Genomic DNA, 25,542 nt, shown 5'->3' with positions numbered 1-25,542 from the left:
TGATTTAGAATTGTACTTCTGGCACTACATCTGCGCCTTCTCTCGCTTCGAAATATCCCTTGCGCTCAAATCCATACATACCAGCAAGCATGGTTTGAGGGAATTGACGAATGTAAGCGTTGTAGCTATTGACCACTTCATTAAACTTTTGACGCTCAACAGTGATTCTATTCTCAGTACCCTCTAGCTGCGCTTGTAGCTCTAGGAAATTTTGATTGGCTTTCAAGTCTGGATAGCGCTCTACCGTAACCAATAGTCGTCCTAAAGCAGAACTCACTCCCTGCTGCGCTTGCTCAAATTGTGCAATGGTCTCAGGAGTTAGATTCTCTGGATTGATATTTACCGAAGTGGCTTTGGCCCTAGCTTCGATCACTCCTGTTAGCGTTTCTTGTTCGAAGTCAGCATAACCTTTTACCGTATTTACCAAGTTAGGAATCAAATCTGATCTACGCTGATAGACGTTTTCTACTTGTGCCCAAGAAGAATTTACCGCCTCTTCACGGTTAACCATATTGTTATAAGATCCCACAAAAGTTCTGTAAATAATAAAGCCAACTACAAAAATGATGGCCAATGTGATGATTAGTTTTTTGTTCATGTCCGTTTAAGAATAGATTTTTGTCAAATTACGTAAATTGACGCGTTTTGTAAAGATTAGTTGCGTTTTAAAACCAAATATAGAAAAGATGAGTCCTGAAGAATTTCGCCAAGAAGCACATCGACTAGTTGACTGGATGGCAGACTATATGCAAAATGTCTCTCAATATCCAGTTTTGGCACAAGTAGCACCAGGAAGCATCAAAAAACAGCTTCCTGATAGTGCCCCCGTCCTAGGCGAAAGTTTTGAGAAGATCTTTAAAGACTTTGAAAAAATCATCCTTCCTGGCATGACGCACTGGCAAAGTCCTACATTCATGGCATACTTTCCTGCTAATAATAGTTGCCCTTCTATCCTCGCAGAGATGCTCATGGCCACTATGGGCGCACAGTGTATGAGTTGGCTCACTTCTCCAGCAGCTACAGAGCTTGAAGAGCGGGTACTTGACTGGTTGCGAGATGCCAAAGGGCTCCCTAATTCTTGGAAAGGTGTCATCCAAGACACCGCTTCCTCTGCTACTTTGAGTGCGATTCTTTCTGCGCGTGAGCGGCACAGTGCTTTTGCGATCAATCAACATGGCTTCACTGGTGAGCACCGCTACAGGATTTATAGCTCAGAACATGTACATTCCTCCATAGACAAAGGCGTCAAAATAGCAGGTATCGGTCAGTCTAATATCGTGAAAGTAGCAGTAGATGAAGCCTTTGCGATGATTCCCTCTGCTCTAGAAAAAGCCATACAAGACGATCTAGCGGCTGGTTTTACACCGCTCTGTGTAGTCACTGCGATCGGCACTACCAGTTCTACAGCCATCGACCCGATAGATGCCATCGGAGACATCTGTTTGAAATACAAGGTGTGGCATCACATAGACGCTGCTTATGCGGGTACAGCACTGCTACTTCCAGAGTACAGGTGGATGATCAAAGGTATAGAAAAGGCTGATAGCTATGTCTTCAATCCACACAAGTGGATGTTTACCAACTTTGATTGCACTGCTTACTATGTCAAAGACACACAAACGCTGATCAATACCTTTAGCATGACGCCTGAGTATCTAAAAACCCAGCAAGACGATGAGGTAAACAACTATCGCGACTGGCATATTCAGCTTGGGAGAAGGTTTAGAGCGCTCAAGCTTTGGTTTGTCATCAGGAGCTATGGTATCTCTGGTATCCAAGAAAAACTGCGCGAACACATGCAGCTAGCGCAATGGCTTTATGAGAAGTTAGATGAACATCCACAGTTTGAATTACTAGCCCCGATGCCGCTAAATACAATCTGCTTTAGATACTTACCAGCATCAGGGGATATCGATACTGCGAATGAGCGATTGATGCAAAAGATCAATGACTCAGGCAAAGCTTTTCTCAGTCATACAAAACTCAACGGAGCCTTTACCATCCGAATCGTGATCGCCCAGACCAATGTCAAAAAAACAGATGTCGAAATGGTATGGCAACTGATCCAAGAGGCAGCATATTCGCAACATTGATCACCTCCTAGAGTTATCTCTTCATGGAATTTAGCCCAGAGATGAAGCGCTTGCTTAAAATATTTGGCCTAAGCACAATCGCTTTGGTGCTGGTGCTTTCTTTTTTTAATCAAAAGGAAAAAAGTGAATCAGACCCTAGTCAGATCACAGATGCGAGTAGACTTTTCTTCAAAAATATCCGAAGTAGCTACTATGATGTAGAAAACAGAGAAGATGCTAACTACACCCTATACAGACTAGACAAAAGGCTTAAGGATAGCACTGTGACTACTATCCAAGCGGCCATTGTGATGGACTGGCTCAAAGACAAGGCTTATATTTTCATAGAACCTCAAGGAAAACTCGCGACTATAGATACGATCAAAGTTAGATATCAATCTACAGAAGGACAGGTGTCCTGCGAATGGAGCGCAGGTCCTAAAGAAGTACACTTAGATTTTGTCCAAAAAATATACCCTGCTCTCAAATCGGATTATCCGCTGGAGATCTTGCTAGAAAGTGAGTGGAGACCATTTCTCACGGAAGAAAAACAACGAGAAGCGCTTAGACTAACCTTTTTTGACTACTTTAGACTGACAGAACAGTATCAACTCAATGACTGACATGCATCCATTTCTCGCTAGCTATCAAAAACTCGAAGGTAAAATCATAGACCAATCACCCTCTCAAGCAGGCAATTGGCTCAAAGGTAAACTCATCAAAGCTACACATGGCTCTGTGACCGTGGCTTATACAGTGCGTGAAGAGATGACCAATCCTGGCAAAATACTTCATGGAGGCATCATGTCTCTGATGCTTGATGAAGTGATCGGTGCATCAAATTTTCTCACAGGAAATGAGTATCTCATGACGAGTATCAACTTGTCTGTGGACTTCCTCAGCCCTGCTAGAGTGGGAGATACCGTACTCGTCACTTCTCAGCTGGTCCGAGAGGGCAAAAATGTCAACCACTGGCAAGCAGAAATCAGGTCAGAAGCGGGAAAGCTTATCGCCAAGGCAAGTAGTAACTTGATCACTACGCCCGTAAAGATCAGTGACCTCACTGCGCCAACAAAGCCTTGATCTTTGGTGTCAATGCCTCATCCAAACTCGCGTCTATATCGATCACGCGACTGCGCTGATCTAGTATGAGATACCTAGGGATACCTCTTAGACCCAACTGAGTAGCAATCGCAGATCGAAGTCCACCCTCCGCCCAGACATGCACTCCTGGAGGGGCGATTCTTGCTCTTGTACGCTTCCAGTCATCAGGATCATCGTCCACATTGACAAATAAGAATGCCACTTCATCTTCAGCGAAATTTGCTTGTAAGTCAGGATATGTATCTCTAAACTCCTCCAGACAAATCGAGCACCAGCTAGCCCATAAGTCAAGTATCACCACTTTTCCACTGAGTGAGTCCAAGGCAAAAGGCTTTCCGTCTTCGCCCAAAAGCCCTTCTACAATTAATGGCTTACCAGACTTTAAGTCTTTGTACTGAGCAAATGCTTCCTCTAAAGAAGCTAGATAAGGAGCTGTAGGATAATTACTCTTATACTCTTGGATCAGCGAGTTAGATTCAACTACATCCAAACCATCTATTTGAAAAGCATTATAATAAAGCTTAGCAAGCAAGAATGGCTTGATTGACAGATCAAAGTTTTGTTCTATGAACTTCTCGGACTCTTTAAGTGACGCTAAGTCATTTCCACTAATACTATTTTTTAGCGTAGCGATGAAGTAGTTAGCAAAACCTGAAGTATAAATAAATGCACTGTTGTTAAAATCCTGCGCCTGTAAGTAGGTCTTGATAAACTCCCTGTCCCTGCTATCGGTCAATAGATCTAATGTCATCGCATGGTATTGCCCTAGCCAAAATACGCGCGTATCATAATCCAACTTAGCTGCGTCTAAAGTGTCCTTCCAAGCCTGTTGTGTCGCCATCCAAGTATCGAAGTCTACATGAGCACTTTTGAGTAAAGCTCGCTTTTCGGACAACGCAGTGTCTAGTCTAGCATAACTTTGCTCTTGATCTAAAAGGCTTTTTGATGGATCGAGGGTGACAGTTTTATTTTCTCCTTGTTTGATAAAAAGTGGGTACGCCTCATCATTTATCACCAACTTATATAAGCCTGAATAAGGTGCTGCGAAGCTTAATTCAAATGCTCCTTTCTCAATTGGAGCAATTGCTAGACGCTGTTCGTTCATTACAAGTGGATCTGATATGCCTGTGATCCAAATCTCCTTATCGGCCTCATTGATGACTTTGCCAGATATCTTGGTGTTAAAAGCCCCTTCTGCCAGTAACTTATCATTGATCTGCTGGATCAGTTGCTGACTTTGCTCATTCTGTATTTTGGAAGCTTTGAGTCCATTGTAGTTTTCCCAGAAGGGATCGTCTTTACGAGAAACAAGTCTTCCCATAGATTTTCTTATAGGCAGCGCTTCATATTTATCATAAAATTTCCCTGGAGAATTGGTGATCTCTGTGATCAGGTAGTCTACCGTCAACGCGATCTTATTCTCTCCAAATTTGTTGCTTCTAAAATCACTGAAATTGATCATCTGAAAGCTCGTAAGACGCCAGACATCTTGAACAAACTGGTACCCAAAACTAAACTTGATGTCTTTAGTGACTAGCTTCATGCCTAAGGCTGTTTTAGCAAGCTTACTTGTTAGCGAAAAAGGCTCCTTATTGATATAGTCGATCCCTCTTTCAGAATACTGATAATCCAGTTTGACGAAAGCAAAAGACTCTTTGTCTATGTAAAGGTCTCCTTCATAAAGCGCTTTGGCGGGTTTGTCATCATGATCAAACTTGATGTGATATACTGCCCTACCGTCAAAACTCACGACATCTACCAGCTCCCAGTTGTAAAGTTTGATACTACGCTTGTCTAAAAAGTAGCCCTTATTTCTGACTGGCTCAAAGTTCAAAATAGCAGTAGGAGTAACTACCGCTGCGATCTGAGAGCTAAGCTCCGAATCGTAAAAATTTTCGAAGTTTTTACCAGAAAGTAAAATAGATTGGTCCGCATTGCCATCTGCCTCTACATGAAATCCTGAGCGATATCCTTCAAGCACGGCTTCTGTCAGTCCACTGAGCGTGTCATTGACATAGATCATCTCTCTGTAAAAAGACTGCATGTTATAGGAAGTTTTCCCATAGTTATCAGGAATCTTTTCTACAGCTTGAGTGATGATCTCTTGAGGGCTTAGATTTTTGACTACAAACTCTTCCAGCTCTAAATCAACTCTTTGGAGGGTGATTAACTGATTGATTTCTGTCATGAAAGCAGTCAGAGGAACTGTCTTGGATGCGTATCCTAGGTAGGAAAATGTGAGCGATCGCTGCTCTATTGACTGATTGATCCTCAGGTCAAACTCACCATCAGCATTGGTGCTTGTCCCTAGAGAAGTCCCTGCCAATCTAACCGAGGCATACGCCAGAGGTTCCTGTGTCTGCTCATCTATCAGCTTACCAGAAAGTCTAATCTGAGCTGAAGTATTGATGGTCCAAATGCAAAGGATAAAAAGTAAGCGTAGACGCATATAGTAGAAATTTTAATTTTCTAAATATACTTTAAACATTAAAAAATGTTGTGATTATTTACCCTTCTTCCATTTATTAAAGTCTACGAGCCTATTTGGATAGTCAATCTGAAGGTTTTGAAAATCTCTTGAGCTCATTCCGCCTAAGTCATGAATACTCTTTCCTGCAAATCTACTGAGTTCCGGTAGCCAATGTCTGACATAATCACCATTCTCATCATATCTATATGCCTGTGTGAGGATATTGAAGTAGCGATCTTCTCGAGGATCATTGCCCACTCCCGCTGCATAGTTCCAGTTGCCCCAGTTGCTCGCTGGATCGTAGTCTATGAGCATGGTCTCAAAATACATCGCTCCCCAAGTCCAGTTGATCTTGAGGTCTTTGACCAAAAAACTAGCTACATTTTGTCTTCCGCGATTGGACATGAAGCCTGTAGCATTAAGCTCTCGCATGTTGGCATCGATAAATGGCACACCTGTCTTAGCCTCTGCCCATTTGAAGAATAGACCAATGTCATTTTTGAGATACGGCTCCTTACCCATCACTCCGCTAGTAAAAAAGAGACTATTACCATACTTCTCAGCCACAAAGCGAAAATAATCTCTCCAAATCAACTCAAATATGAGCCAATAAGTAGAACTATTGCTGATGCGCTCTGACTCATAGCGCTTCACCTCCTCATAAATATATCTAGGAGAGAGGCAGCCTAGAGCAAGCCAAGGGGAAAACTTGCTAGAATAGTCTGCGCCCAGCATGCCGTTTCGAGTTTCTTTATAGGCTTTTAGTAGGTCTTGATTCCAAAAATATTGCTTCAGCCTTACCAATCCAGCTGTCTCTCCACCTTTGAAAGGCATGACTCCTCTCTGGTCTGCTTTTGGCTCTGTCAGATCAAAACTTTCAAGGCTTGGGATTTGCCCCCAGTCATTGATTGGTATTGTCTTAATGTGTTTGGGCGTTGGCAAGCATTTTCTGATGCGACTTTGCTTTTCGACATCTTTGCGAAACTGAGTGAAAATATCTGGTAAAGTCTGTACTCCATAGGGCAAATCATGTAAATGATATAGCGTATGCTGCCAAACCAAGGAAAGTATACAAGTAGCGGGAAGTTTTTTCTTTAAAGCCTTTTCTACTTTTAGTTCTTCATAAGTGACTTCTTGACTGGCATAAATAGCTTCTATCTGATGCGCTTTAGCCAAATCGACAAGAAGCTCCTCGGGCTTTCCTGTCATGACTAGCAAGTTTGAGCCAGCCTTTTGAAGGTTATCTCTCAAATCAGCTACGGCCTCGATGAGGAACTGTGTTTTAAATTTGCCAGTCTTGACTAAACCAAGTTCATTTTCCTCAAAAAGACGTGTATCAAAAATGTAAACAGGCAAGATCTCTTCAGCACTAGCCATCGCCTCCGTCAAGCCAGCCTGATCATGTAATCTTAGGTCATTTCTAAACCAATATATTGCTCTTTTTTTCATTTGCTTCTACTTCATCACCCTTGGCTAACTCTCCCAGTAAAGCATCTGTTTTATTCCTTTTGAAAAAGTCTTTAGAAGATTACTTAAACACTAGTTTCACACTCTGGGATGCGCGTATTTTATATTTTTTTTGAAGAGAAAAAAATCAGAAAAAATACAATAGATTAGCAGAGATTTTAAATGATTATTCTGGTTAAATACAATTTGACAGTGACATTTGTCACTTTTCCTTAAAATCAAATCACTTAGATTGAGCTGCTGCTTATTGAGTTTGAAAACATGAAGAATATATTAGAAAAAGAGTTTTACCAATTGAGTATTTCTAACAGGCGCGTCTTGGACTTTCTCCAAGAGTCTGCGCTAGATGGTATGAGCTATATAGATATCGAAAATCCAAGCAATCGCTGGATGAATGAGCAATTTTGGAAACTGCTCGGCTACTCAAAAGAAGAATACCAAAATGAACAAATAAATCCACTCGATCTCATCTACGCAGAAGATCAGCAGGTCGCTCTAAACCACATCAAGCTACACTGCCATGAAGATATGTCCACCATGGATCATATCATACGCTACAAGCATAAATCTGGTAAAACCATGTGGATCCGCTCCAGATGTATGACGATCCATGATGATCAAGGAAAATCTTCAAGAGTACTTAGTGCACACATAAATATCACCGAGTTAAAGCGCAAAGAGCAGTTCTTATCTCAGTGCAATACAGCGGCAAAAATCGGCTACTGGGAGGTGGACTTGGTCAATGATGTCATTACTTGGAGTAAAATGACCAAGGAAATTCATGGAGTTCCTGATGACTACACCCCGAATTTAACGAGTGCTATTTCATTTTTTGAAAAAGACAAAAGTGAAGATCTCATCACAAAACTGGTCAATGAAGCCATCTACTCACATAAGTCTTATGAAGCAGAATTGGAAATCATCACCCTCAGCGGGCAAAGGAAATGGGTGAAAACCATAGGAATCCCAGAGATCTCTCAAAATAAGTGTATAGGGATCTATGGGACATTTCAAGATATCGATGAGCAGAAAAAAAATCAGCAACTCCTGCAAGAAAACGTAAGCAAGTTTAGAGGCATATTTGACTCTACTTTTTCCTTTATCGGCTTTCTAACTCCCGAAGGAGTCCTACTAGAAGCTAATCATACTGCTATGAACATGGCTGGACTCAAGCCAGAGGATGTGATCGGAAAAAACTTCTGGGACTGCTACTGGTGGCAGATATCAGAAGAAACAAAAATACAGCTTCGTAAAAACATCCAAATAGCCGCTAGTGGTCAGGAAATAGCCTATGAAGTACCTGTCTGGATCAAGGACAAACAGCCTGTGACGATACTTTTTAGCTTGCGGCCTGTATTTGATCAAAATGGTCAAGTCATCTTCATCATCCCCGAAGGACGTCCTATCCAAGAAATAGTAGATGCTAGAAATCGATATAAATCTGTCATAGAAGGTACCAATGTAGGTACTTGGGAATGGAATGTGCAAACTGGAGAAACCATCTTCAATGAGCGCTGGGCTGAAATCGTAGGCTACACATTAGAAGAACTCGCACCCATCAGCATAGAAACGTGGCTCAAACTAGCGCATCCTGATGACCTCAAAATATCAGAGAAAAAATTACAAGCCTGCTTTGACAAAACTGCGGAATACTACGACTGTGAATGCCGCATGCGACACAAAGACGGACATTGGGTGTGGGTTCAAGATAGAGGAAAGGTCTTTATTTGGACAAATGATGGTAAGCCCTTACTCATGTTTGGTACACATCAGGATATCACCGAAAGTAAAAAGACCACACAACTCCTTGGTACTTTCATACAACAGGCACCATCAGCCATCGCCATGTTTGACTTGGAGCTGAGATATATCACTGCCTCTGAAAAATGGCTCCTTCAAAATGATCTTGAAAGTCAAGAGATCTATGGCAAACGCTATTTTGACTTGACCAAAGAGGTGAGAAAAAGTTGGAATGATCACTTCCAATCCTGTCTAAACGGGCAAACTCATAGTGCTGATGAAGAGAAATTTATCAAAAGTGATGGCAGCGTATATTGGCTCAAATGGAAAATGAAACCTTGGAAAAACGACCAAGGAAATATCGGAGGTATCCTCATGTATACGGAGGATATCACGGATAAAAAAATAGCCGAAGAACAGTTTTTGATTAGCCAAAAAGCTTTTAAAGCCAACTTTGACAATGCGGCTATCGGTATGGCTATCCTCAATGAAAAAGGACAGTGGATAGAAGTAAATAAAAGACTGTGCGATATTGTAGGCTATTCTTCTGATGAGCTAAAGGCACTCACATTTCAAGCGATCACCCATCCTGAAGACCTTGATGTTGACCTTGGTTTATTTCAAGAGTTGAAAGACGGCAAACGCACTCACTATCAATTAGAAAAACGATACATCCACAAAGATGGCCACATCATCAATATCATCTTAGCTGGGGCAGTAGTCCGAGACTTATCAGGTCAGATCCTGTATTTTGTTTCTCAGATCGTGGATATTTCAGAACTCAAGCAGGCCGAACAACAAGTAAAAACACTCCTCAACGTCACACAAGACCAAAATGCACGACTGAAGAACTTCGCACATATCGTGTCACATAACCTCAAATCCCATGCGGGAGGCATCTCCATGCTTTTGGATCTTCTACAAGGAGACAAGCCTGATTTATTTGAGGAGGAAGTTTTCAAACTTTTCAGAGGTGCCTCAGAAAACCTCTCTGAAACGATCAAACATCTCACAGAAGTCGTAGAAGTCAATCTCAACGCACAAGAAAAGCATGAGAATATTCTACTAAAACCCGTCATTCAAAAAAATATAGATAGTATCGCTACCATCGCAAAAAACGCCCAAGTAAACATTAACTATCAATCACCCGAATCGCTTTCAGTCAGTGCTATTCCTGCCTATTTGGATAGTATAGTTTTGAATTTTCTCACCAATGGCATCAAGTATCGAGACCCTCAGAAGGCACAATGCTCCTTAAAAATCACTGCTCAAGAAGTGGGTGAAAATGTATTGATCACCTTTGAAGACAATGGCTTGGGGATAGACCTTAACAGACATGGAGAAAAACTCTTTGGCATGTATAAAACCTTTCACAAAAACACTGATGCAAAGGGGATAGGTCTTTTCATCACCAAAAATCAAGTGGAATCGATGGGAGGAAAAATCGAGGTAAGCAGTCAAGTAGGTGTCGGTACCACCTTCAGTGTCTACCTCAAAAAATCTCCATAAACAAAGCGCCTCTACTCTCTGATATTTTGGTTAAATGGGCTTCAAGTTAGGTTTTTGAAGGATTTATTTGAATATTGGAAGCTATGGAGCAAATCAAACTCAGTGAAAAAGTAAGTGTCTCACGGCTCGTGCATGGCGTGTGGAGATTGGCCGATTGGCAACTCAACACTTCAGAAACCACCAAACTAATAGCGGCTTGTCTAGAGATGGGCATAGACACCTTTGATCATGCTGATATCTACGGAGACTACAGTTGTGAAAGACTGTTTGGTGATGCACTGGCAGAGGAGAAATCACTCAGCCAAAGACTCAAAATCATCAGTAAATGTGGTATCAAGTTGCTCTCTGATAAGTATCCTGATACTTACATCAAACACTATGATACTAGCTATCAACATATCCTTTTTTCAGTAGAGAACTCTCTTCGTCATCTCAGAAGAGACCACCTTGATGTGCTACTTATCCATAGACCTGATCCCTACATGAATCCTGAAGAAGTCGCTGAGGCATTTACCGAGCTTCGACAATCAGGAAAAGTCCTTGAATTTGGTGTTTCTAACTTCTTGACCGATCAGTTTGACTTGTTGCAGTCCTATTTAGACTTTCCTCTAGTGACCAATCAGATTGAAATCTCTGCACTTCACGTGGAACATTTTCAAAATGGCGTGATCAATCAATGCATGAAAGAAAGAATCTCTCCAATGGCTTGGTCTCCTCTAGCTGGGGGAAAATATTTCGAAGAAAAAGCCAAAGGATCTGCCAAACTTAAAGTGACCGTTGGACGACTTGCTGCCAAGTATCAAACTTCTGAAGATCAAATTCTCTATGCTTGGCTATACGCACATCCTGCTAAAATCATCCCTATCGTAGGATCTGGAAAACTTTCGCGTATCCAAGTGGCAGTAGATGCAAATCAAATCAAACTCTCAAGACAAGAATGGTTTGAGATTTGGACTGCAGCCGTAGGTCATGAAGTACCATAAAAATCCATAAAATGAATACGATAAGTTATCATCATGAAAGTGTATCGGAACACGAAATGCTTGAGAGGTCGGTTGCTTTTTATCAACAAATGAGTAAAAGAAGAAGTATTCGTGCATTTTCAGATAGACCTGTTCCACGTGAAGTCATCGAAAAAATCATCGAGACAGCAGGTACTTCACCTTCAGGAGCTCACAAACAGCCTTGGACTTTTTGTGCGGTACAAGAACCTGCACTGAAAACACAAATCCGCATCAAAGCAGAAGAAGAGGAATATAAAAGCTATCATGGGAGAATGAGCGAGGAATGGCTCAATGACTTAAAACCCATAGGTACAGACTGGAAAAAGCCTTTCTTGGAGATTGCGTCATGGCTTATAGTCATTTTCAAAAAACCTTATGATATAGATAATAGCGGCACTAAACAGCAAAACTATTATGTCAATGAATCTGTAGGAATCGCAGTTGGAATGCTCATCACCGCAATACATCAAGCAGGACTTGTCACCCTGACTCATACGCCAAGTCCTATGAACTTTTTAGCTGAGCTACTGAAGCGTCCAGAGAATGAAAGAGCTTTTCTACTACTACCTGTAGGCTATCCGGCAGATCAAGTAGAAGTTCCTGATCTCAAGAGAAAGACATTGGAAGAAATCTCTAAGTTTTATTGAGGAGCAAATATGGCTAGCTGTACCAAATCACCTATTTTTCCATGTTTGATATAGGCATTTTTTAGGATGGCCTCTCGTTCAAAACCTGCTTTTTGAAGCATTTTGACAGAGTTTTGGTTGAAATCATATACCTGCGCGAAAACACGCTTAACCTGAAAAGTTTCAAATAAATAAGGAACAAAGAGTGATAAAGCGGTAGTACCGATGCCTTGTCCCCAATAGTCGCTTCCTATCCAATAGCCTATCTCGGCATTTACTCTCAGCTCTTCTCTTCCGATCTCACAACCAATCTCTCCGACTAATTTATCCTCATACAAAATCGCAAAACTATGGGCTGGATCCAATCGCTCATTGTCCATGATCCACTCATCTGCATGCTGAATCTCGTAGGGATGAGGAAAAGCATCTCTGAGATTATCAGCTATGCGTGGATCATTGGCTATATGAGCCAAATCCTGCACAAATTTCTCCTCCCAGCGGACTAGTTGTATGGCTCCTTTTTGAAGCATGATCAGTCTTCTACACCTCCATCTTTGAGTTTAGCAGCATTTTCTGCTATCCTCAAGGCCTCTATAAATCCACCAATATCACCTTCCATCACATCTGGCAAATTGTAAACAGTCATGCCGATTCTATGATCTGTCACCCTACTTTGGGAATAATTGTATGTGCGTATCTTATCTGACCTGTCACCACTACCTACCATCGATCTTCTTTGAGCTCCTACTTCGGCATTGTGCTTTTCAAGCTCAATCTCATAAATTCTCGATCTAAGTACTTTGAGTGCTTTTTCGAAGTTTTTGATTTGTGACTTTTCATCCTGACAAGTAACTACTATGCCTGTAGGCTCATGGGTGAGTCGCACCGCAGAATAGGTCGTGTTGACTGACTGACCACCAGGACCTGATGAGCAGTAGGTGTCTTTTCTGATCTCATTCATATTCAGCGTCACTTCTACCTCGTCCATTTCTGGGAGAACTGCTACCGAAGCTGCAGAAGTATGCACGCGACCTTGTGTCTCTGTAGCTGGCACACGTTGTACTCGATGTACACCAGACTCATATTTTAGCTGACCATAAACGTCTGCTCCTGAGACAGTTGATATGATTTCTTTATATCCACCAGACGATCCAAAAGTCAAATCTAGTACGGTCAGCTTCCAGCCTTGTTTTTCGCAGAAACGCTGATACATTCTGAATAAATCCCCAGCAAAAATAGCCGCCTCATCACCACCTGTACCACCTCTGATCTCGAGGATACAATCTTTACTATCATTTGGATCTTTAGGAATGAGCAATTGCTTGATCTCAGACTCTAATCGCTCTCTCGAATCAGCCAACTCGTCAAGCTCAAGTTTGGCCATTTCTCTAAATTCAGGGTCCTTTTCGGCAGCTAGCATCTGCTTAGTATTCGCCTGATTTTCCATGATGAGCTTATACTCATCATATTTCACAACTATTTTCTCTAGGTCTTTGTATTCTTTAGAAAGCTTCGTGTATTTACTCATATCACTCATAGCATCTGGCTGTACGATGAGTTGTGCTACTTCTTCAAACCTTTCCTTTATCGCTTGTAGTTTATCTAACATATCTTCTTTGATCAGTTTGCAAAATTAACAATTCACTGCGTATTTACAGTTAGATGATTTAATTTTAAGGATAATCCAGATAAGTCATATGAAAAAGCAAATCTTGGGCACAATCCTCTCTTTGACCCTTGTAGGATGCGGAGCAGGTACAGAAAGAGCCATCGATAGAGAATCCTTGCAAGAAGGTATGAAAAAACAGGAAGTGAAAGTCCTCCGTGAAGCAGATATCTTACAAGCAGCTATGGAGTGGGGCGATGAAATCTCCCAAGAAGCTCAAAAAGCACTACTCACCACACTTCAGGAAGCAATCGCTTCACGTGGAACAGTTGGAGCAGTAGAATATTGCAATGTAGCCGCACTTCCACTCATGGACTCTCTTAGTAATGCCTATGGTGTAACTGTCAGGAGAGTTAGTCATAAACTCCGAAATCCAGCAGATGCTCCTCTGATAGAAATGGAAGAAATCCTCTTGGAAGCTTATGTTTATAATGAAGAAAATGGCTTAAAGAGTGAATCTAATCTACAAAAAATAGATGGGGGAGAAACTTTACTCTATACCAAACCCATCACAATAGGAAGTGGTCTATGCCTTAGCTGCCATGGCAAAGATGAAATATCCACCGAAACACTCCAAAAGATCAATGAGTTATATCCAAATGATAATGCTACAGGACATGAGCTTAATAGCCTTAGAGGTATGTGGAGTATCAAACTGCCAAAGAGCGCTGTGATCAATGCTAAGTTTTAAACTTGGCTATGCCTGAAACAAGTCACGAGATGGTCGTTGACCAATCCAGTAGCTTGCATGTGGGCATACAGGGTAGTAGAACCTAGAAACTTAAAGCCTTTTTTCTTCATGTCTTTTGCCAATTTATCTGACTCAGGTGTACTAGCGGGTACTTCTGCCAGTGTTCTCCATTTATTGACAATAGGCTTACCATTGACAAAATCCCAGATGTAATCTGAAAACGAGCTAAACTTAGCTTGTAAGTCTAGAAAAATTCGGGCATTATGTATTGTGGCTTCAATTTTTGCTCTATTTCGAATGATTCTCTTCTGCTTATCTTCTAACAGTTCTAGGACATATCCTTCACCCATATCCACGATCACTGTAGGGTCAAACTCTGCAAAAACCTCCCTATAGCCAGCTCTTTTCTTTAAGATGGTAGACCAAGAAAGTCCTGCCTGAGCACTTTCAAGCACCAAAAACTCAAACTGCTTCTGATCATCATAGACTGGCACACCCCACTCTTCATCATGATAAGTGATATACTCTGGGAATCCTAGGCACCATGGACATCTTTCTTTGTCTTCTTTCATAAAATTCTCTTTAATGGACATAACTGCCTGCATTGATATCTATGGTACAGCCAGTAGCATGATCCGCCAGACCCGAGCAAAGTAAAGCCACCATCGGAGCAATGTCTTTCGGTTCGGTCAGCTGATTTAGTGCAATGTCATTCAAGGCATAATCTTCACCATACTGATCCATGAAATCCTGCGCCATATCTGTGCGGGTAAATCCTGGTGCTATGATGAATGCCTTGACACCATCTTTACCATAATAGCGAGCGATGGAACGTGTGAGAGAGACGATCCCTCCTTTGGAGGCGGCATAGGCTAGATAATCCGTTGTATCACCTCTGAATGCTGCGCGAGAGCTGATATTGATGATATGTCCTTGTTGTTGCTGTTTAAAATGAGCTACAGCCTGCTTGCAAATGATCGCAAGAGAATTAAGATTAACATTCATCGTCTGAAGCCAAGCAGATGTCCATGTTTCATCATCGGCTGTATCTGGTACTGAGATAGCTATACCTGCATTATTAACTACCGCATCGAGCCTGCCCGCTTTTTGGATCACAGCATCAACCAATCCTGTGGTCTGATTAAGATCACTTAGATCACAATTGATGATAAAGCTTTGATTACCAATATTTTGAGATACTTTCTCAGCTTCTTTTTTATTATGGTTGTAATGTACAGCTACTCTAGCACCAGCCCCAGCTAGACCTTGGGCGATACCTTCTCCTATACCTCTAGACGCTCCTGTGACGAGCACTACCTTCCCACTTAAATCTATTTTCATACTCATATTCTTCCTCCTGCAGCTAGTACTGCTATGCTGATTTCCGATGTACCTACCTTTTCCAACTGCTGTGCACAAGCTGTGAGTGTAGCACCAGTAGTCAAGATATCATCTACCAAAAGTACCTTTTTGCCAGCAAATATCTCTGCAGATTTCACGTGAAATACGTCATTCATATTTTGATAGCGATCAAAGCGCGACTTTCTCGTCTGACTCTCTGTGAATTTTCGTCTTAGTAAAGCATCCTTAGAAAGTGAGAGATTCATCACCTCACTCATTCCTTTAGCGATAGCTTCACTCTGATTATAGCCTCTTTTGTATTGTTTTTTGGGATGCAAAGGCACTGGTACGATCAAGTCATAATCTGCAAAAGCTCCATTCTTAAGCATCTCTTTCCCAAATCTCCTTCCTAGATCATGGCCTATCTCTGGACTATTTTTATATTTGAGCTGATGCATTAGTCGCTGTACGGTTCCTTTTCGGGTAAATTTCAAAAATACAGCTACCTCTGCTATTCTCACCAATCCATAAAATTTCCGTAACATCCTGGATCTGAGCGACTCATTCTCTTCAGAAATGATCGGCAGTTTTGACTCACAAATACCACAAAGCACCTCCTCAAAATTGTAAAGTGAGTTGCCACAGCCTTTGCATGTGCGAGGAAAGATCAAACTCAAAAAATCTTCCCAAAAATCCAAACTAATCTTTGCGATCGACATGTTAAAGAAATGACTATTTGGCGAATAGCCCTTATATTTGCTAGTTAAAATATAATCTATTAATCTAATGAATCCAATAGAAGAATTCAATTCTTTCAGAGCCGAGATGAATGAAAAGATCATGGCGGCTGATAATAAGGTCATCAAGCGTTTTTTCAATCTTGACACCAATGCTTATGCGGCAGGTGCCATAGATGTGAAGACAAAGGAAATGCTTGGACTTTCTTGCTCGATGGTCTTAAGATGTGATGACTGTATCAAATATCACCTTGGAAAATGCCATGAAGTAGGTTTGACCAAAGAGGAAATCTTCGAAGTCTTCTCTATCGCTACACTCATCGGTGGGTCTATCGTGATTCCTCACCTTCGCAGAGCAGTAGCTTATTGGGAAGCGCTTGAAAATGAAAAAGCATGATCAAAAGAGATTTTGATTTACAAAAACGCTGGGGAAAACTTCTTCTAGCTTTGACTGAAATATTTGGCAAAAAGCCCAAAGATCTAAATGCTGTACTCTTTATGATAGGAGTGCATGAGTTGGGAAAAGGGCCAAAGCATTTCAGCAAGGAAGAAAAACAAGATCTCATGCATATTGCTATATGCAAAGTTCTAAGTTACTCAGGTTTCTATGAATTAGAAGGGCTCGATGAAGAGGGTTGGCCTCACTGGAAAGCCGTAAAAAAGCTTCCACACTTTGATATGCTAGAACAGGAAAAATTACTTCAACTTCACGTATTGGAGTATTTTGAAAAGGAATTTGATACAGAAATAAAATGAAAGTAGTATCCTATAACGTAAATGGTATCAGGGCGGCACTTACCAAAGGTTTTGCTGAATGGCTCAAAGCAGTAGATGCAGATATCATCTGTCTACAAGAGCTAAAAGCGACTGAGGATCAGGTAGAAACAGCTGTTTTCAAGGATTTAGGATATGAACTTTATTGGATGCCAGCCGTTAAAAAAGGCTATAGTGGCGTAGGTATATTCACTAGAATAAAACCAAAACATGTACAATATGGCATGGGTCAAAATAAGTATGATGATGAAGGCAGGGTTCTCAGAGTAGATTTTGATCGATACAGTGTGATGAGTGTCTATATGCCATCAGGCTCTAGTGGTGAGGAGCGGCAAGCCTTTAAGATGCAATGGCTAGACGATTTTTATGGATATACGCAGGATTTGAGGAGAGAAATACCGAACTTACTCATAAGTGGTGATTATAATATATGTCACAAAGCTATCGATATTCATAATCCTGTCTCTAATAAAAACTCTTCGGGCTTTTTGCCTGAAGAAAGGGCATGGATGGATCAATTTACAGAAAGTGGATTTGTAGACACTTTCAGACAATTCAATCCTAACCCTCATCACTACACATGGTGGAGCTACAGAGCAGGAGCAAGAAAGAAGAACTTGGGTTGGCGTATAGATTATCATATGGTCACAGAGCCAATGAAAGATGAAGTAAAACGTTCGATTATATTACCAGAAGCGATGCATTCAGACCACTGTCCTTTGATGGTGGAACTTAGATAATATTCAAAAATTTAAAGCCATTAGTATAAAAAGCTTATGAACTCAATCAAAATTTCTATTCCATCTATTCTTGACAATATCAAGATCATAGAGAGCTTCATTGACAATGCTAAGGAAAAGTACCAAATCAACGATGATATCTATGGCAACATCATGATATCAGTGACTGAGTGTGTAAGCAACTCTATCATACATGGCAATAAAATGGATGCAAGCAAGTCTGTAGATTTAGCGATTGAGTTTTATGATGAACAGATCAGAGTGATCATCGAAGATGAAGGGATAGGCTTCGACTATGAAAACCTACAAGATCCAACCGCTCCAGAAAATCTAGAAAAAATAGGAGGAAGGGGTGTATTCATCATCAAACATTTATGTGATGAGGTCTTATTTGAGAATAAAGGAAATAAAGTTTCATTGACCTTTTACCTCAACTGATCGATGGCTATTCATTTTTTCACAGAAGATATCAAGTTTGACTTAAAAAATAAACGTTCAAAAAAAAGCTGGATCAAATCAATTGCTGAAGAAGAAGGATATAAGATAGCGGAAATTAATTATGTCTTTTGCTCAGATGATTATCTATTAGATATTAATATCAACTACCTCGACCACGATACATATACGGATATCATCACTTTTGACAATTCAGAAAGTGAAAAGATCATAGAAAGTGATATCTACATCAGTATAGATCGAGTAAGAGAAAACGCAAAGACACATGACATTCCCTTTGAAGATGAACTTGATAGAGTTCTCATACATGGGGTGCTTCATTTATGTGGATACAAAGATAAAACTGAAGAGGAAGAAATAAATATGCGCTTAAAGGAAAATAACTCTTTAAGCAAAAGACAATAACCAATGTTCCACGTGAAACAGTTTGAAAGTTCGAACATACTAGTGTTCCACGTGAAACAATATTAATTAATAAGATAAACGTTCCACGTGGAACAAAGATATGTTGCCAAAATATGATGTTATCGTAGTAGGTGCTGGACATGCGGGTTGTGAAGCTGCGCATGCGGCTGCTCGTATGGGCTCCAAGGTCCTACTATGTACTATGAATATGAATACAATCGCTCAAATGTCGTGTAACCCAGCTATGGGAGGTGTGGCAAAAGGGCAAATCGTCAGAGAAATAGATGCGCTAGGTGGAATGTCTGGAATCATCTCTGACAAGTCCATGATACAGTTTAGAATGCTAAACAGGTCTAAAGGTCCTGCCATGTGGTCACCTAGATCTCAAAATGATAGAATGCGCTTTGCTGAAGAGTGGAGATTAGCACTAGAACAAACACCAAATGTGGACTTTTGGCAAGAAATGGTCACTAATATCATCGTCAAAGATGGTAGGGTCACTGGTGTCAGAACTGGTATAGGAATGGAGTTTGAAGCCAAAGCAGTAGTGCTAACCAATGGTACATTCCTCAACGGCATCATACACATCGGTGAAAAACAAATGGGTGGTGGAAGAACAGGAGAAGGTGCCGCTAAAGGGATTACAGAGCAATTGGTTCAATTAGGCTTCGAGGCAGGTCGAATGAAAACTGGAACACCTCCTAGAGTAGATGGAAGAAGTCTTGACTACAGCAAAATGGAGGAACAATTAGGTGATGAAATTCCAGAAAAATTCTCCTTTTCTGATGAAACTAAACCCCTAACACAACAAAGAAGCTGTTGGATAACCTATACTAATAAGGCTGTACACGAAACCTTGGAAACAGGTTTTGACAGATCTCCTATGTTCAACGGACGCATCCAAGGTCTAGGTCCGAGATATTGCCCGTCCATTGAGGACAAAATCAATAGATTTGCTGAGAGAGATAGACACCAAATATTCGTAGAACCTGAAGGTTGGAATACAGTAGAAATCTATGTCAACGGTTTCTCCACTTCTCTTCCAGAGGATGTACAATATGAAGCAATGAGAAAAATACCTGGTTTTGAAAACGCTAAAATGTTTAGACCAGGATATGCTATAGAGTATGATTTCTTTCCTCCAACACAACTAAAAATAACACTAGAAACTCAGCTAATCGACAATCTATACTTTGCAGGGCAAATAAATGGAACAACGGGCTATGAAGAAGCTGCTTGTCAGGGTCTAATCGCTGGGATCAATGCACACAGGAAGGTACAAGAACTAGAGCCATTCATATTGAAGAGATCAGATGCATACATCGGTGTATTGATAGACGATCTGATCAACAAGGGCACAGAGGAACCTTACAGAATGTTCACTTCAAGGGCAGAGTTTAGAATCCTACTCCGTCAAGATAATGCTGATCTGAGATTAACTGAACTAGGACATCGTATCGGTCTGGCATCAGATCAAAGACTAGAAAAACTACTAGATAAAAAGAATGATCTTAATAGACTAATCAATGATCTACAACAAAAGAAAGTAGAACCAAATGATGTCAATGAAGGTCTAGAACATCTAGCATCAGCAACTATCAAAGAAAAAATAACTGTTGAAAAACTACTCAAAAGACCACAAATCGATATCAAATCGGTAGGTTCTTTGGATAAAGAATTAGAAAGCTATCTAGCCAAATATAGTAATGATGTACTAGAGCAAGCAGAAATTCAAATCAAATACGATAGCTACATTAATAAAGAAAAAGCTATGGCAGAGAAAATCAGCCAAATGGAGGATTTAAAATTTCCTACAAACTTTAACGTAGATGATATCAAAGCACTATCAACAGAAGCAAGAGAAAAAATACGAAAAATAAAACCGGAAACTATAGGACAAGCGTCACGTATTAGTGGTGTAAATCCAGCTGACATTTCCATCATCATGGTTTATCTAGGTAGATAAGATATGTATACAAGATTAGATAACTGCCCACTTTGTCAAAGTGGGCAAATTTTTAACCAGCAAATCATCAAAGACTATAGCATTTCACAAGAGGAGTTTGCCCTTTCAGAATGCAAAAAATGTGGTCTTATTTTTACTAATCCGAGACCAGATCAAGATCAATTAGGTAAGTACTACGAGTCTAGTCAATACCTTTCTCATCATGATCATGACAATACTTTAATCGCTAAAGTATATAAAAGAGCAAGAAACTATACGCTCAAACAAAAACTAAAATTAGCTAATCATCTCAATGATCATCAAAAAGGCAGATGGCTTGATATAGGATGTGGTCTTGGGCATTTATTGTATACAGCCAAATCAGATGGATGGAATGTAGTAGGTGTAGAACCAAACGAACAGGCAGCAATCGCAAGTAGTAATAGAATCAATCAATTGATCTATCCTACTCTTCAAAGCAGTAAAGCAGAAAAAAAATATGATATCATCACACTATATCATGTACTAGAACATGTCTATGATCTTAATGAAACGATAGATTTTATCAAAACTAAGATTAAGAAAAAAGGACATATCATCATAGCAGTACCCAATCCAGAGAGTTGGGATGCACAATATTATAAAAACTTTTGGGCTGGATATGATGTACCTAGACACCTCTATCATTTCAAACAAGATACTATCCATCAAATGGCTAAAATTCACGGAATGAAAATTAAAGAAATCATTCCTATGAAATTAGATGCATTTTATGTCAGTCTACTGAGTGAGAAATATAAAACTGGTAAATCAAACTACCTAAAAGCATTTCAAAACGGCCTAAAGTCTAATAACTGGGCTAAACAGAATAAATTAAACTATTCAAGTTTAATATATATATTAAAAAAATGAAAAAATACTTATTATATATAATTTTATTAATATCTATACTGTATTCATGTGCTAGAATAACTGCACCTACAGGAGGACCAAAAGATGAAGATCCACCTGTACTCAAAGTAGCTACACCAGCTCATCAATCTACCAATGTAAAACCAGAACAACTCACGCTAACATTTGATGAAGCTGTGAAAGTTGATGACTTAAACAATCAATTAATCATAGCTCCCTATTTGGACAAAAATATCATTCAAACAGAGTTAAGAGATAAACTTCAAACAGTCATCATCAAACTAGAACAAGAATTATCAGAAAACACAACTTATACATTTAACTTCAGGGAAAGCATAAAAGATATCTCAGAATCAAATCCCGCAGAAAATCTAATTATCACATTTAGTACAGGAGACTATTTAGATTCACTAAGTCTAGAGGGAAAAGTCAACTTTGCCATATCTCAAACAACAAAAGACCCTATCATAGTAGGTCTATATAGAGCATCAGATACTTTAGATGTATTTACTGGTAAACCTACATATATCGCTATTGTAGATGATTTTGGTCAATACAAGTTTGAAAATCTAAAGCCTGACAGCTACAGACTTTATGCGTTTGCTGATAAAAATAAAAATCTACAAGCTGAATTCAGATCAGAACCGTATGGCTTTTACAAAGACACACTATCACTAAATGAAAATACAACAGATGTAAATATACAAATGATCAGAGCTGATATCTCAAAGATAGAAATACGCAGAGCAGCACCAAGAGATCAATATTTCGATATTACACTTAGTAAAAGCGTCAACGAAGTTAAATTTGACACAACTCAGCTAAATCAATCAATCTACTATTCTTTCAATGATGACCGTAAAATTCTTAGATTCTATAAGGGTGAGCAATTCACTTATGACAGCTTAGGATTGAATTTACATTTCGAAGATTCCATCAAAAGTACATTAGATACTCTTGTATATGTGAAGTTTGAAGAGACTGATAAAAAGGTATCAGGTCTAACTCTAAAAGCAGAAAATGCAGATAACAGTGCAGTCAAACCGAATTATTCCAATGTCTTTAACTTTAGTAAACCCATCAAATATTTTAATCCAGATAGTCTCTTTGCTCAGTTTGATTCATTGACCAAAATTGATTTTAAAGAAGCAACCATAGAATGGAATGAAAATCTAACATCCCTTTCAATAAGTCAACAACTTCCACTTCTAGATAGTATAACCAAATTTAGTTTAGAGATCAGACCTGGGGCATTTATAGCTGTAGACGGTGATACACTAGAAAAAACGACTATCAGACATCAAAAATTTTTACTAGAAAAAATGGGTGATATCAAAGGAAATATAAAGATAGAAGCACCCAACTTTATCATCCAATTACTCAATAAAGACAAAGTAATCAGAGAGCTCTTTAATCAAAAGACCTATCACTTTGCTGAGATACCAGCTGGCTCCTATCAAATTCGAGTGATCATAGATGAAAATAACAATGGCAAATGGGATGTAGGAAACATCAACAGATGGCAAACACCTGAAAAAATTCAATACTTCGTAGATCCCAAGACCAGTAAACAAGACATACAAGTAAGAGAAAACTGGGAGGTAATAGACATCAATATCACAGTTGACACTAATTAATTTGTGGATAATCCATAGTTTTTTTCCACATCTTGTGTGAGTTCAGTAAGTATAAGTCGTCTAAAAGCTAAATCTATCCCCAGATTTAGCTTTCTTTTTATTCACTAATCTCAAAAGTGGAAACTATCACAATTCAACACACAATACTATCCACTGATACTTATCCTCAGTAAACTTCTACACATTGGAAGCTAAAAAAGTGAACAACTTACAAGTACTTATTTTTCAAATACTTAGATGTGGATAAACTGTTTGTAAAATTGTAAAATCAAAACTTAAAAATCTGAATTCACTGTGGAGAAATAAACTTGAAAAACTTATCCACGTATCCACATCTTAATAGTTTATAATACCTTTTTATTTAAATAAAAATAATAGTGATTGTTACCCTGTGGATAGTGGAGAGTGAATAGAACTTTTATTAATCAGCGACATTCTCTAAATTGATGAAGTAAATCTTGAGATAAACCTAAAATAAGATCGCAATGGAAATTACTAGAGTTTTTGATTTGATTGATTACCAGCTGAGAACTTACAAGCTAAAAGATGCCCTCGCTTACAAAGTGGACGGAGAATGGAAGCAATATTCTAGTAAAATGCTTTTAGAGTACACACGAAATGTCGGCTTGGGTCTACTAGCAGAAGGAATCAAACCTGGAGATAAGATAGCGATCATTTCTAACAATAGGCCGGAGTGGAACTTTGTAGATCTAGGCATGCAGCAAATAGGTGTGGTCAGTGTGCCTATGTATCCTACTATTACTGTAGATGATTTTATCTATATTTTTGAGCATTCGGAGACCAAGATGGTTTTTGTAGGAGATCAAGAACTCTACGAGAAAGCTAAAGAAGCCGCAGCTTCAGTACCTACGATACAAAAGATTTACACATTTGATGAGATTGATGGTGCAGACCACTGGACAAAACTTTTGGAAAAGGGAGAAGAGTCAAATCTGGCAGATCTCGAGGCGATCAAAGAAAATATAAATGGGGAAGATCTCCTGACAATTATTTACACATCAGGGACCACGGGCAGACCTAAGGGTGTGATGCTGAGTCATCGCAATGTCCTCAGCAATACGATGTCTGTCTCGGATCGTCTGATGGTAGAAAAGGGAAAAAGTAAGGCATTGAGTTTCTTACCACTTTGTCATATCTATGAGCGTACGGGTGTTTACTTTTATCTGTACAATGGTGTCAGCGTATATTATGCGGAGAGCATGGAGACCATTGGAGAAAATCTCAAAGAAGTACAACCACACATGTTCAATACAGTGCCACGACTCCTTGAAAAAGTCTATGACAAAATCGTGGCCAAAGGATACGAGCTTAGTGGGATCAAAAAGAAACTTTTCTTTTGGGCGTTGAATCTTGGTCTCAAATACGAACCTAATAAACCTCAAGGCTGGTGGTATGATCGTCAACTGAAGCTAGCCAATAAATTAATATTTAGTAAATGGAGAGAAGCACTGGGAGGAAATGTGCAAACCATTAATTCAGGAGCTTCTGCACTGCAGCCTAGACTGGCAAGGGTGTTTTGGGCAGCGCAAATCCGCGTTTGCGAGGGTTATGGATTGACAGAGACCTCACCAGTAGTCGCTGCCTCAGTAGCTAATGAGGAGGAGATGCGAATAGGAATGGTAGGAAAACCAATCATGGATGTGGAGATCAAAATAGCAGCAGACGGTGAGATCTTAGTGAAAGGACCTAATGTCATGATGGGATACTACAAGCAGCCTGAGCTAACAGCAGAGGTGATCAAGGACGGTTGGTTCCATACAGGGGATATAGGAGAGATCCAAGAAGGCGTCTATCTCAAAATCACTGACCGTAAAAAGGAAATGTTCAAAACCTCTGGCGGAAAGTATATAGCTCCTCAGCCGATGGAAAATAAATTCAAAGAGTCACTACTCATCGAGCAACTGATGATCATCGGAGAAAATAGAAATTACCCAGTGGCGCTCATCGTACCAAGTTTTGATGGACTTAAAGACTGGTGCAAAATCCACCAGATCCCTTACACAGAGGATGAAGAAATGATCCAAAAACCAGAAGTGATCAATAAGTTTCAAGCCGAAGTGGATAAGTATAATAAATACTTTGGGAAGTGGGAGCAAATCAAAAGGTTCAAAGTACTCACGCATCCTTGGGGTATAGACACAGGTGAACTGACACCAACACTTAAGCTAAAGCGAAGGGTGATCATGGATAAGTTTGGTAAGGACATAGAAGAGCTGTACAGCTGA

At 39.8% G+C, this 25,542-nt stretch carries 24 protein-coding genes; 16 read left to right on the top strand and 8 right to left on the bottom strand.

Annotation, left to right across the window (positions count from 1 at the left end; translation table 11 throughout):
• Positions 1–4: 4 nt before the first annotated feature.
• Positions 5–598: a LemA family protein gene (locus I5349_RS05620; RefSeq protein WP_226389765.1), complete on the bottom strand. Its 594-nt coding sequence runs from the start codon at positions 596–598 to the stop codon at positions 5–7.
• An 88-nt stretch (positions 599–686) separates the two neighbouring features.
• Here I5349_RS05620 and I5349_RS05615 point away from each other — a divergent pair, with 88 nt between their 5' ends.
• The 3 genes from I5349_RS05615 to I5349_RS05605 are packed head-to-tail and all read left to right on the top strand — an operon-like array spanning position 687 to position 3,155.
• Positions 687–2,093, top strand: coding sequence for a pyridoxal phosphate-dependent decarboxylase family protein (locus I5349_RS05615; RefSeq protein ID WP_226389764.1), 1,407 nt, complete (start codon positions 687–689; stop codon positions 2,091–2,093).
• A gap of 23 nt (positions 2,094–2,116) precedes the next feature.
• Positions 2,117–2,695, top strand: coding sequence for a hypothetical protein (locus tag I5349_RS05610; protein ID WP_226389763.1), 579 nt, complete (start codon positions 2,117–2,119; stop codon positions 2,693–2,695).
• Position 2,696: 1 nt separating this feature from the next.
• Entirely contained in the window at positions 2,697–3,155 is a 459-nt protein-coding gene (locus tag I5349_RS05605; protein WP_226389762.1) for a PaaI family thioesterase, read from the top strand.
• On the opposite strand, the gene I5349_RS05600 is transcribed toward I5349_RS05605, so the two are convergent.
• Both I5349_RS05600 and I5349_RS05595 read right to left on the bottom strand, forming a co-directional pair.
• Positions 3,133–5,625 (bottom strand): carboxypeptidase-like regulatory domain-containing protein, encoded by a 2,493-nt coding sequence (locus tag I5349_RS05600; RefSeq protein ID WP_226389761.1) that lies wholly within the window; start codon positions 5,623–5,625, stop codon positions 3,133–3,135. The two genes, I5349_RS05605 and I5349_RS05600, sit on opposite strands and share 23 nt — an antisense overlap.
• Positions 5,626–5,679: 54 nt before the next feature.
• Complete coding sequence (locus I5349_RS05595) at positions 5,680–7,095, bottom strand: DASH family cryptochrome (RefSeq protein WP_226389760.1); 1,416 nt, start codon at positions 7,093–7,095, stop codon at positions 5,680–5,682.
• 279 nt (positions 7,096–7,374) lie between these two features.
• Between I5349_RS05595 and I5349_RS05590 the strand changes: the two genes are divergently transcribed.
• From I5349_RS05590 to I5349_RS05580, 3 genes are all read left to right on the top strand, one after another.
• Entirely contained in the window at positions 7,375–10,362 is a 2,988-nt protein-coding gene (locus I5349_RS05590; RefSeq protein WP_226389759.1) for a PAS domain S-box protein, read from the top strand.
• A gap of 83 nt (positions 10,363–10,445) precedes the next feature.
• Positions 10,446–11,345, top strand: coding sequence for an aldo/keto reductase (locus I5349_RS05585; protein WP_226389758.1), 900 nt, complete (start codon positions 10,446–10,448; stop codon positions 11,343–11,345).
• 11 nt (positions 11,346–11,356) lie between these two features.
• The gene (locus I5349_RS05580) at positions 11,357–12,013 is read left to right on the top strand and encodes a nitroreductase family protein (protein ID WP_226389757.1); all 657 of its coding nucleotides are present in this window, start codon (positions 11,357–11,359) and stop codon (positions 12,011–12,013) included.
• Here the strand turns inward: I5349_RS05580 and I5349_RS05575 are convergent.
• Both I5349_RS05575 and prfA read right to left on the bottom strand, forming a co-directional pair.
• Positions 12,007–12,522, bottom strand: a complete 516-nt coding sequence (locus tag I5349_RS05575; RefSeq protein ID WP_226389756.1) for a GNAT family N-acetyltransferase — start codon at positions 12,520–12,522, stop codon at positions 12,007–12,009. The two genes, I5349_RS05580 and I5349_RS05575, sit on opposite strands and share 7 nt — an antisense overlap.
• Positions 12,523–12,524: 2 nt before the next feature.
• Positions 12,525–13,601, bottom strand: coding sequence for a peptide chain release factor 1 (gene prfA, locus I5349_RS05570; RefSeq protein WP_226389755.1), 1,077 nt, complete (start codon positions 13,599–13,601; stop codon positions 12,525–12,527).
• 88 nt (positions 13,602–13,689) lie between these two features.
• On the opposite strand from prfA, the gene I5349_RS05565 reads away from it, so the two are divergent.
• Positions 13,690–14,349 (top strand): Tll0287-like domain-containing protein, encoded by a 660-nt coding sequence (locus I5349_RS05565; RefSeq protein ID WP_226389754.1) that lies wholly within the window; start codon positions 13,690–13,692, stop codon positions 14,347–14,349.
• On the opposite strand, the gene I5349_RS05560 is transcribed toward I5349_RS05565, so the two are convergent.
• Genes I5349_RS05560 through I5349_RS05550 form a run of 3 tightly spaced genes read right to left on the bottom strand, consistent with a single transcriptional unit; the run spans position 14,346 to position 16,409 of the window.
• Positions 14,346–14,921 carry a DNA-3-methyladenine glycosylase I gene (locus tag I5349_RS05560; protein WP_226389753.1) on the bottom strand — a complete coding sequence of 192 codons (576 nt, stop codon included), beginning with the start codon at positions 14,919–14,921 and terminating at the stop codon, positions 14,346–14,348. The genes I5349_RS05565 and I5349_RS05560 overlap by 4 nt on opposite strands.
• Positions 14,922–14,931: 10 nt before the next feature.
• A complete protein-coding gene (locus tag I5349_RS05555) occupies positions 14,932–15,690 on the bottom strand; it encodes an SDR family NAD(P)-dependent oxidoreductase (RefSeq protein WP_226389752.1) in 759 nt (252 codons plus the stop codon).
• A gap of 2 nt (positions 15,691–15,692) precedes the next feature.
• The gene (locus I5349_RS05550) at positions 15,693–16,409 is read right to left on the bottom strand and encodes a ComF family protein (RefSeq protein ID WP_226389751.1); all 717 of its coding nucleotides are present in this window, start codon (positions 16,407–16,409) and stop codon (positions 15,693–15,695) included.
• Between the two features lie 67 nt (positions 16,410–16,476).
• On the opposite strand from I5349_RS05550, the gene I5349_RS05545 reads away from it, so the two are divergent.
• The 9 genes from I5349_RS05545 to I5349_RS05505 all read left to right on the top strand — a co-directional run bounded on the left by I5349_RS05545 (position 16,477) and on the right by I5349_RS05505 (position 25,542).
• Positions 16,477–16,824: a carboxymuconolactone decarboxylase family protein gene (locus tag I5349_RS05545; protein WP_226389750.1), complete on the top strand. Its 348-nt coding sequence runs from the start codon at positions 16,477–16,479 to the stop codon at positions 16,822–16,824.
• On the top strand, positions 16,821–17,183 hold the full coding sequence (locus I5349_RS05540; RefSeq protein WP_226389749.1) for a hypothetical protein: 363 nt from the start codon (positions 16,821–16,823) through the stop codon (positions 17,181–17,183). Before I5349_RS05545 ends, I5349_RS05540 begins: the two co-directional genes overlap by 4 nt.
• Positions 17,180–17,941 carry an exodeoxyribonuclease III gene (locus I5349_RS05535; RefSeq protein WP_226389748.1) on the top strand — a complete coding sequence of 254 codons (762 nt, stop codon included), beginning with the start codon at positions 17,180–17,182 and terminating at the stop codon, positions 17,939–17,941. The genes I5349_RS05540 and I5349_RS05535 overlap by 4 nt, the downstream gene beginning before the upstream one ends.
• A gap of 36 nt (positions 17,942–17,977) precedes the next feature.
• Complete coding sequence (locus tag I5349_RS05530; protein ID WP_226389747.1) at positions 17,978–18,379, top strand: ATP-binding protein; 402 nt, start codon at positions 17,978–17,980, stop codon at positions 18,377–18,379.
• 3 nt (positions 18,380–18,382) lie between these two features.
• On the top strand, positions 18,383–18,802 hold the full coding sequence (gene ybeY, locus I5349_RS05525; protein WP_226389746.1) for an rRNA maturation RNase YbeY: 420 nt from the start codon (positions 18,383–18,385) through the stop codon (positions 18,800–18,802).
• Positions 18,803–18,902: 100 nt separating this feature from the next.
• The gene (gene mnmG / locus I5349_RS05520) at positions 18,903–20,768 is read left to right on the top strand and encodes a tRNA uridine-5-carboxymethylaminomethyl(34) synthesis enzyme MnmG (RefSeq protein WP_226389745.1); all 1,866 of its coding nucleotides are present in this window, start codon (positions 18,903–18,905) and stop codon (positions 20,766–20,768) included.
• Positions 20,769–20,771: 3 nt separating this feature from the next.
• Entirely contained in the window at positions 20,772–21,659 is an 888-nt protein-coding gene (locus I5349_RS05515) for a class I SAM-dependent methyltransferase (RefSeq protein WP_226389744.1), read from the top strand.
• Positions 21,656–23,296 (top strand): Ig-like domain-containing domain, encoded by a 1,641-nt coding sequence (locus I5349_RS05510; protein ID WP_226389743.1) that lies wholly within the window; start codon positions 21,656–21,658, stop codon positions 23,294–23,296. Before I5349_RS05515 ends, I5349_RS05510 begins: the two co-directional genes overlap by 4 nt.
• Before the next feature lie 485 nt (positions 23,297–23,781).
• Complete coding sequence (locus I5349_RS05505) at positions 23,782–25,542, top strand: AMP-dependent synthetase/ligase (RefSeq protein WP_226389742.1); 1,761 nt, start codon at positions 23,782–23,784, stop codon at positions 25,540–25,542.

The organism is Penaeicola halotolerans, from assembly GCF_016464625.1.
In the GTDB taxonomy this organism is placed as follows: domain Bacteria; phylum Bacteroidota; class Bacteroidia; order Cytophagales; family Cyclobacteriaceae; genus Penaeicola; species Penaeicola halotolerans.
The sequence above is the reverse complement of the archived record's forward strand: the minus strand, read 5'-3'. Positions and strand labels throughout refer to the sequence as shown.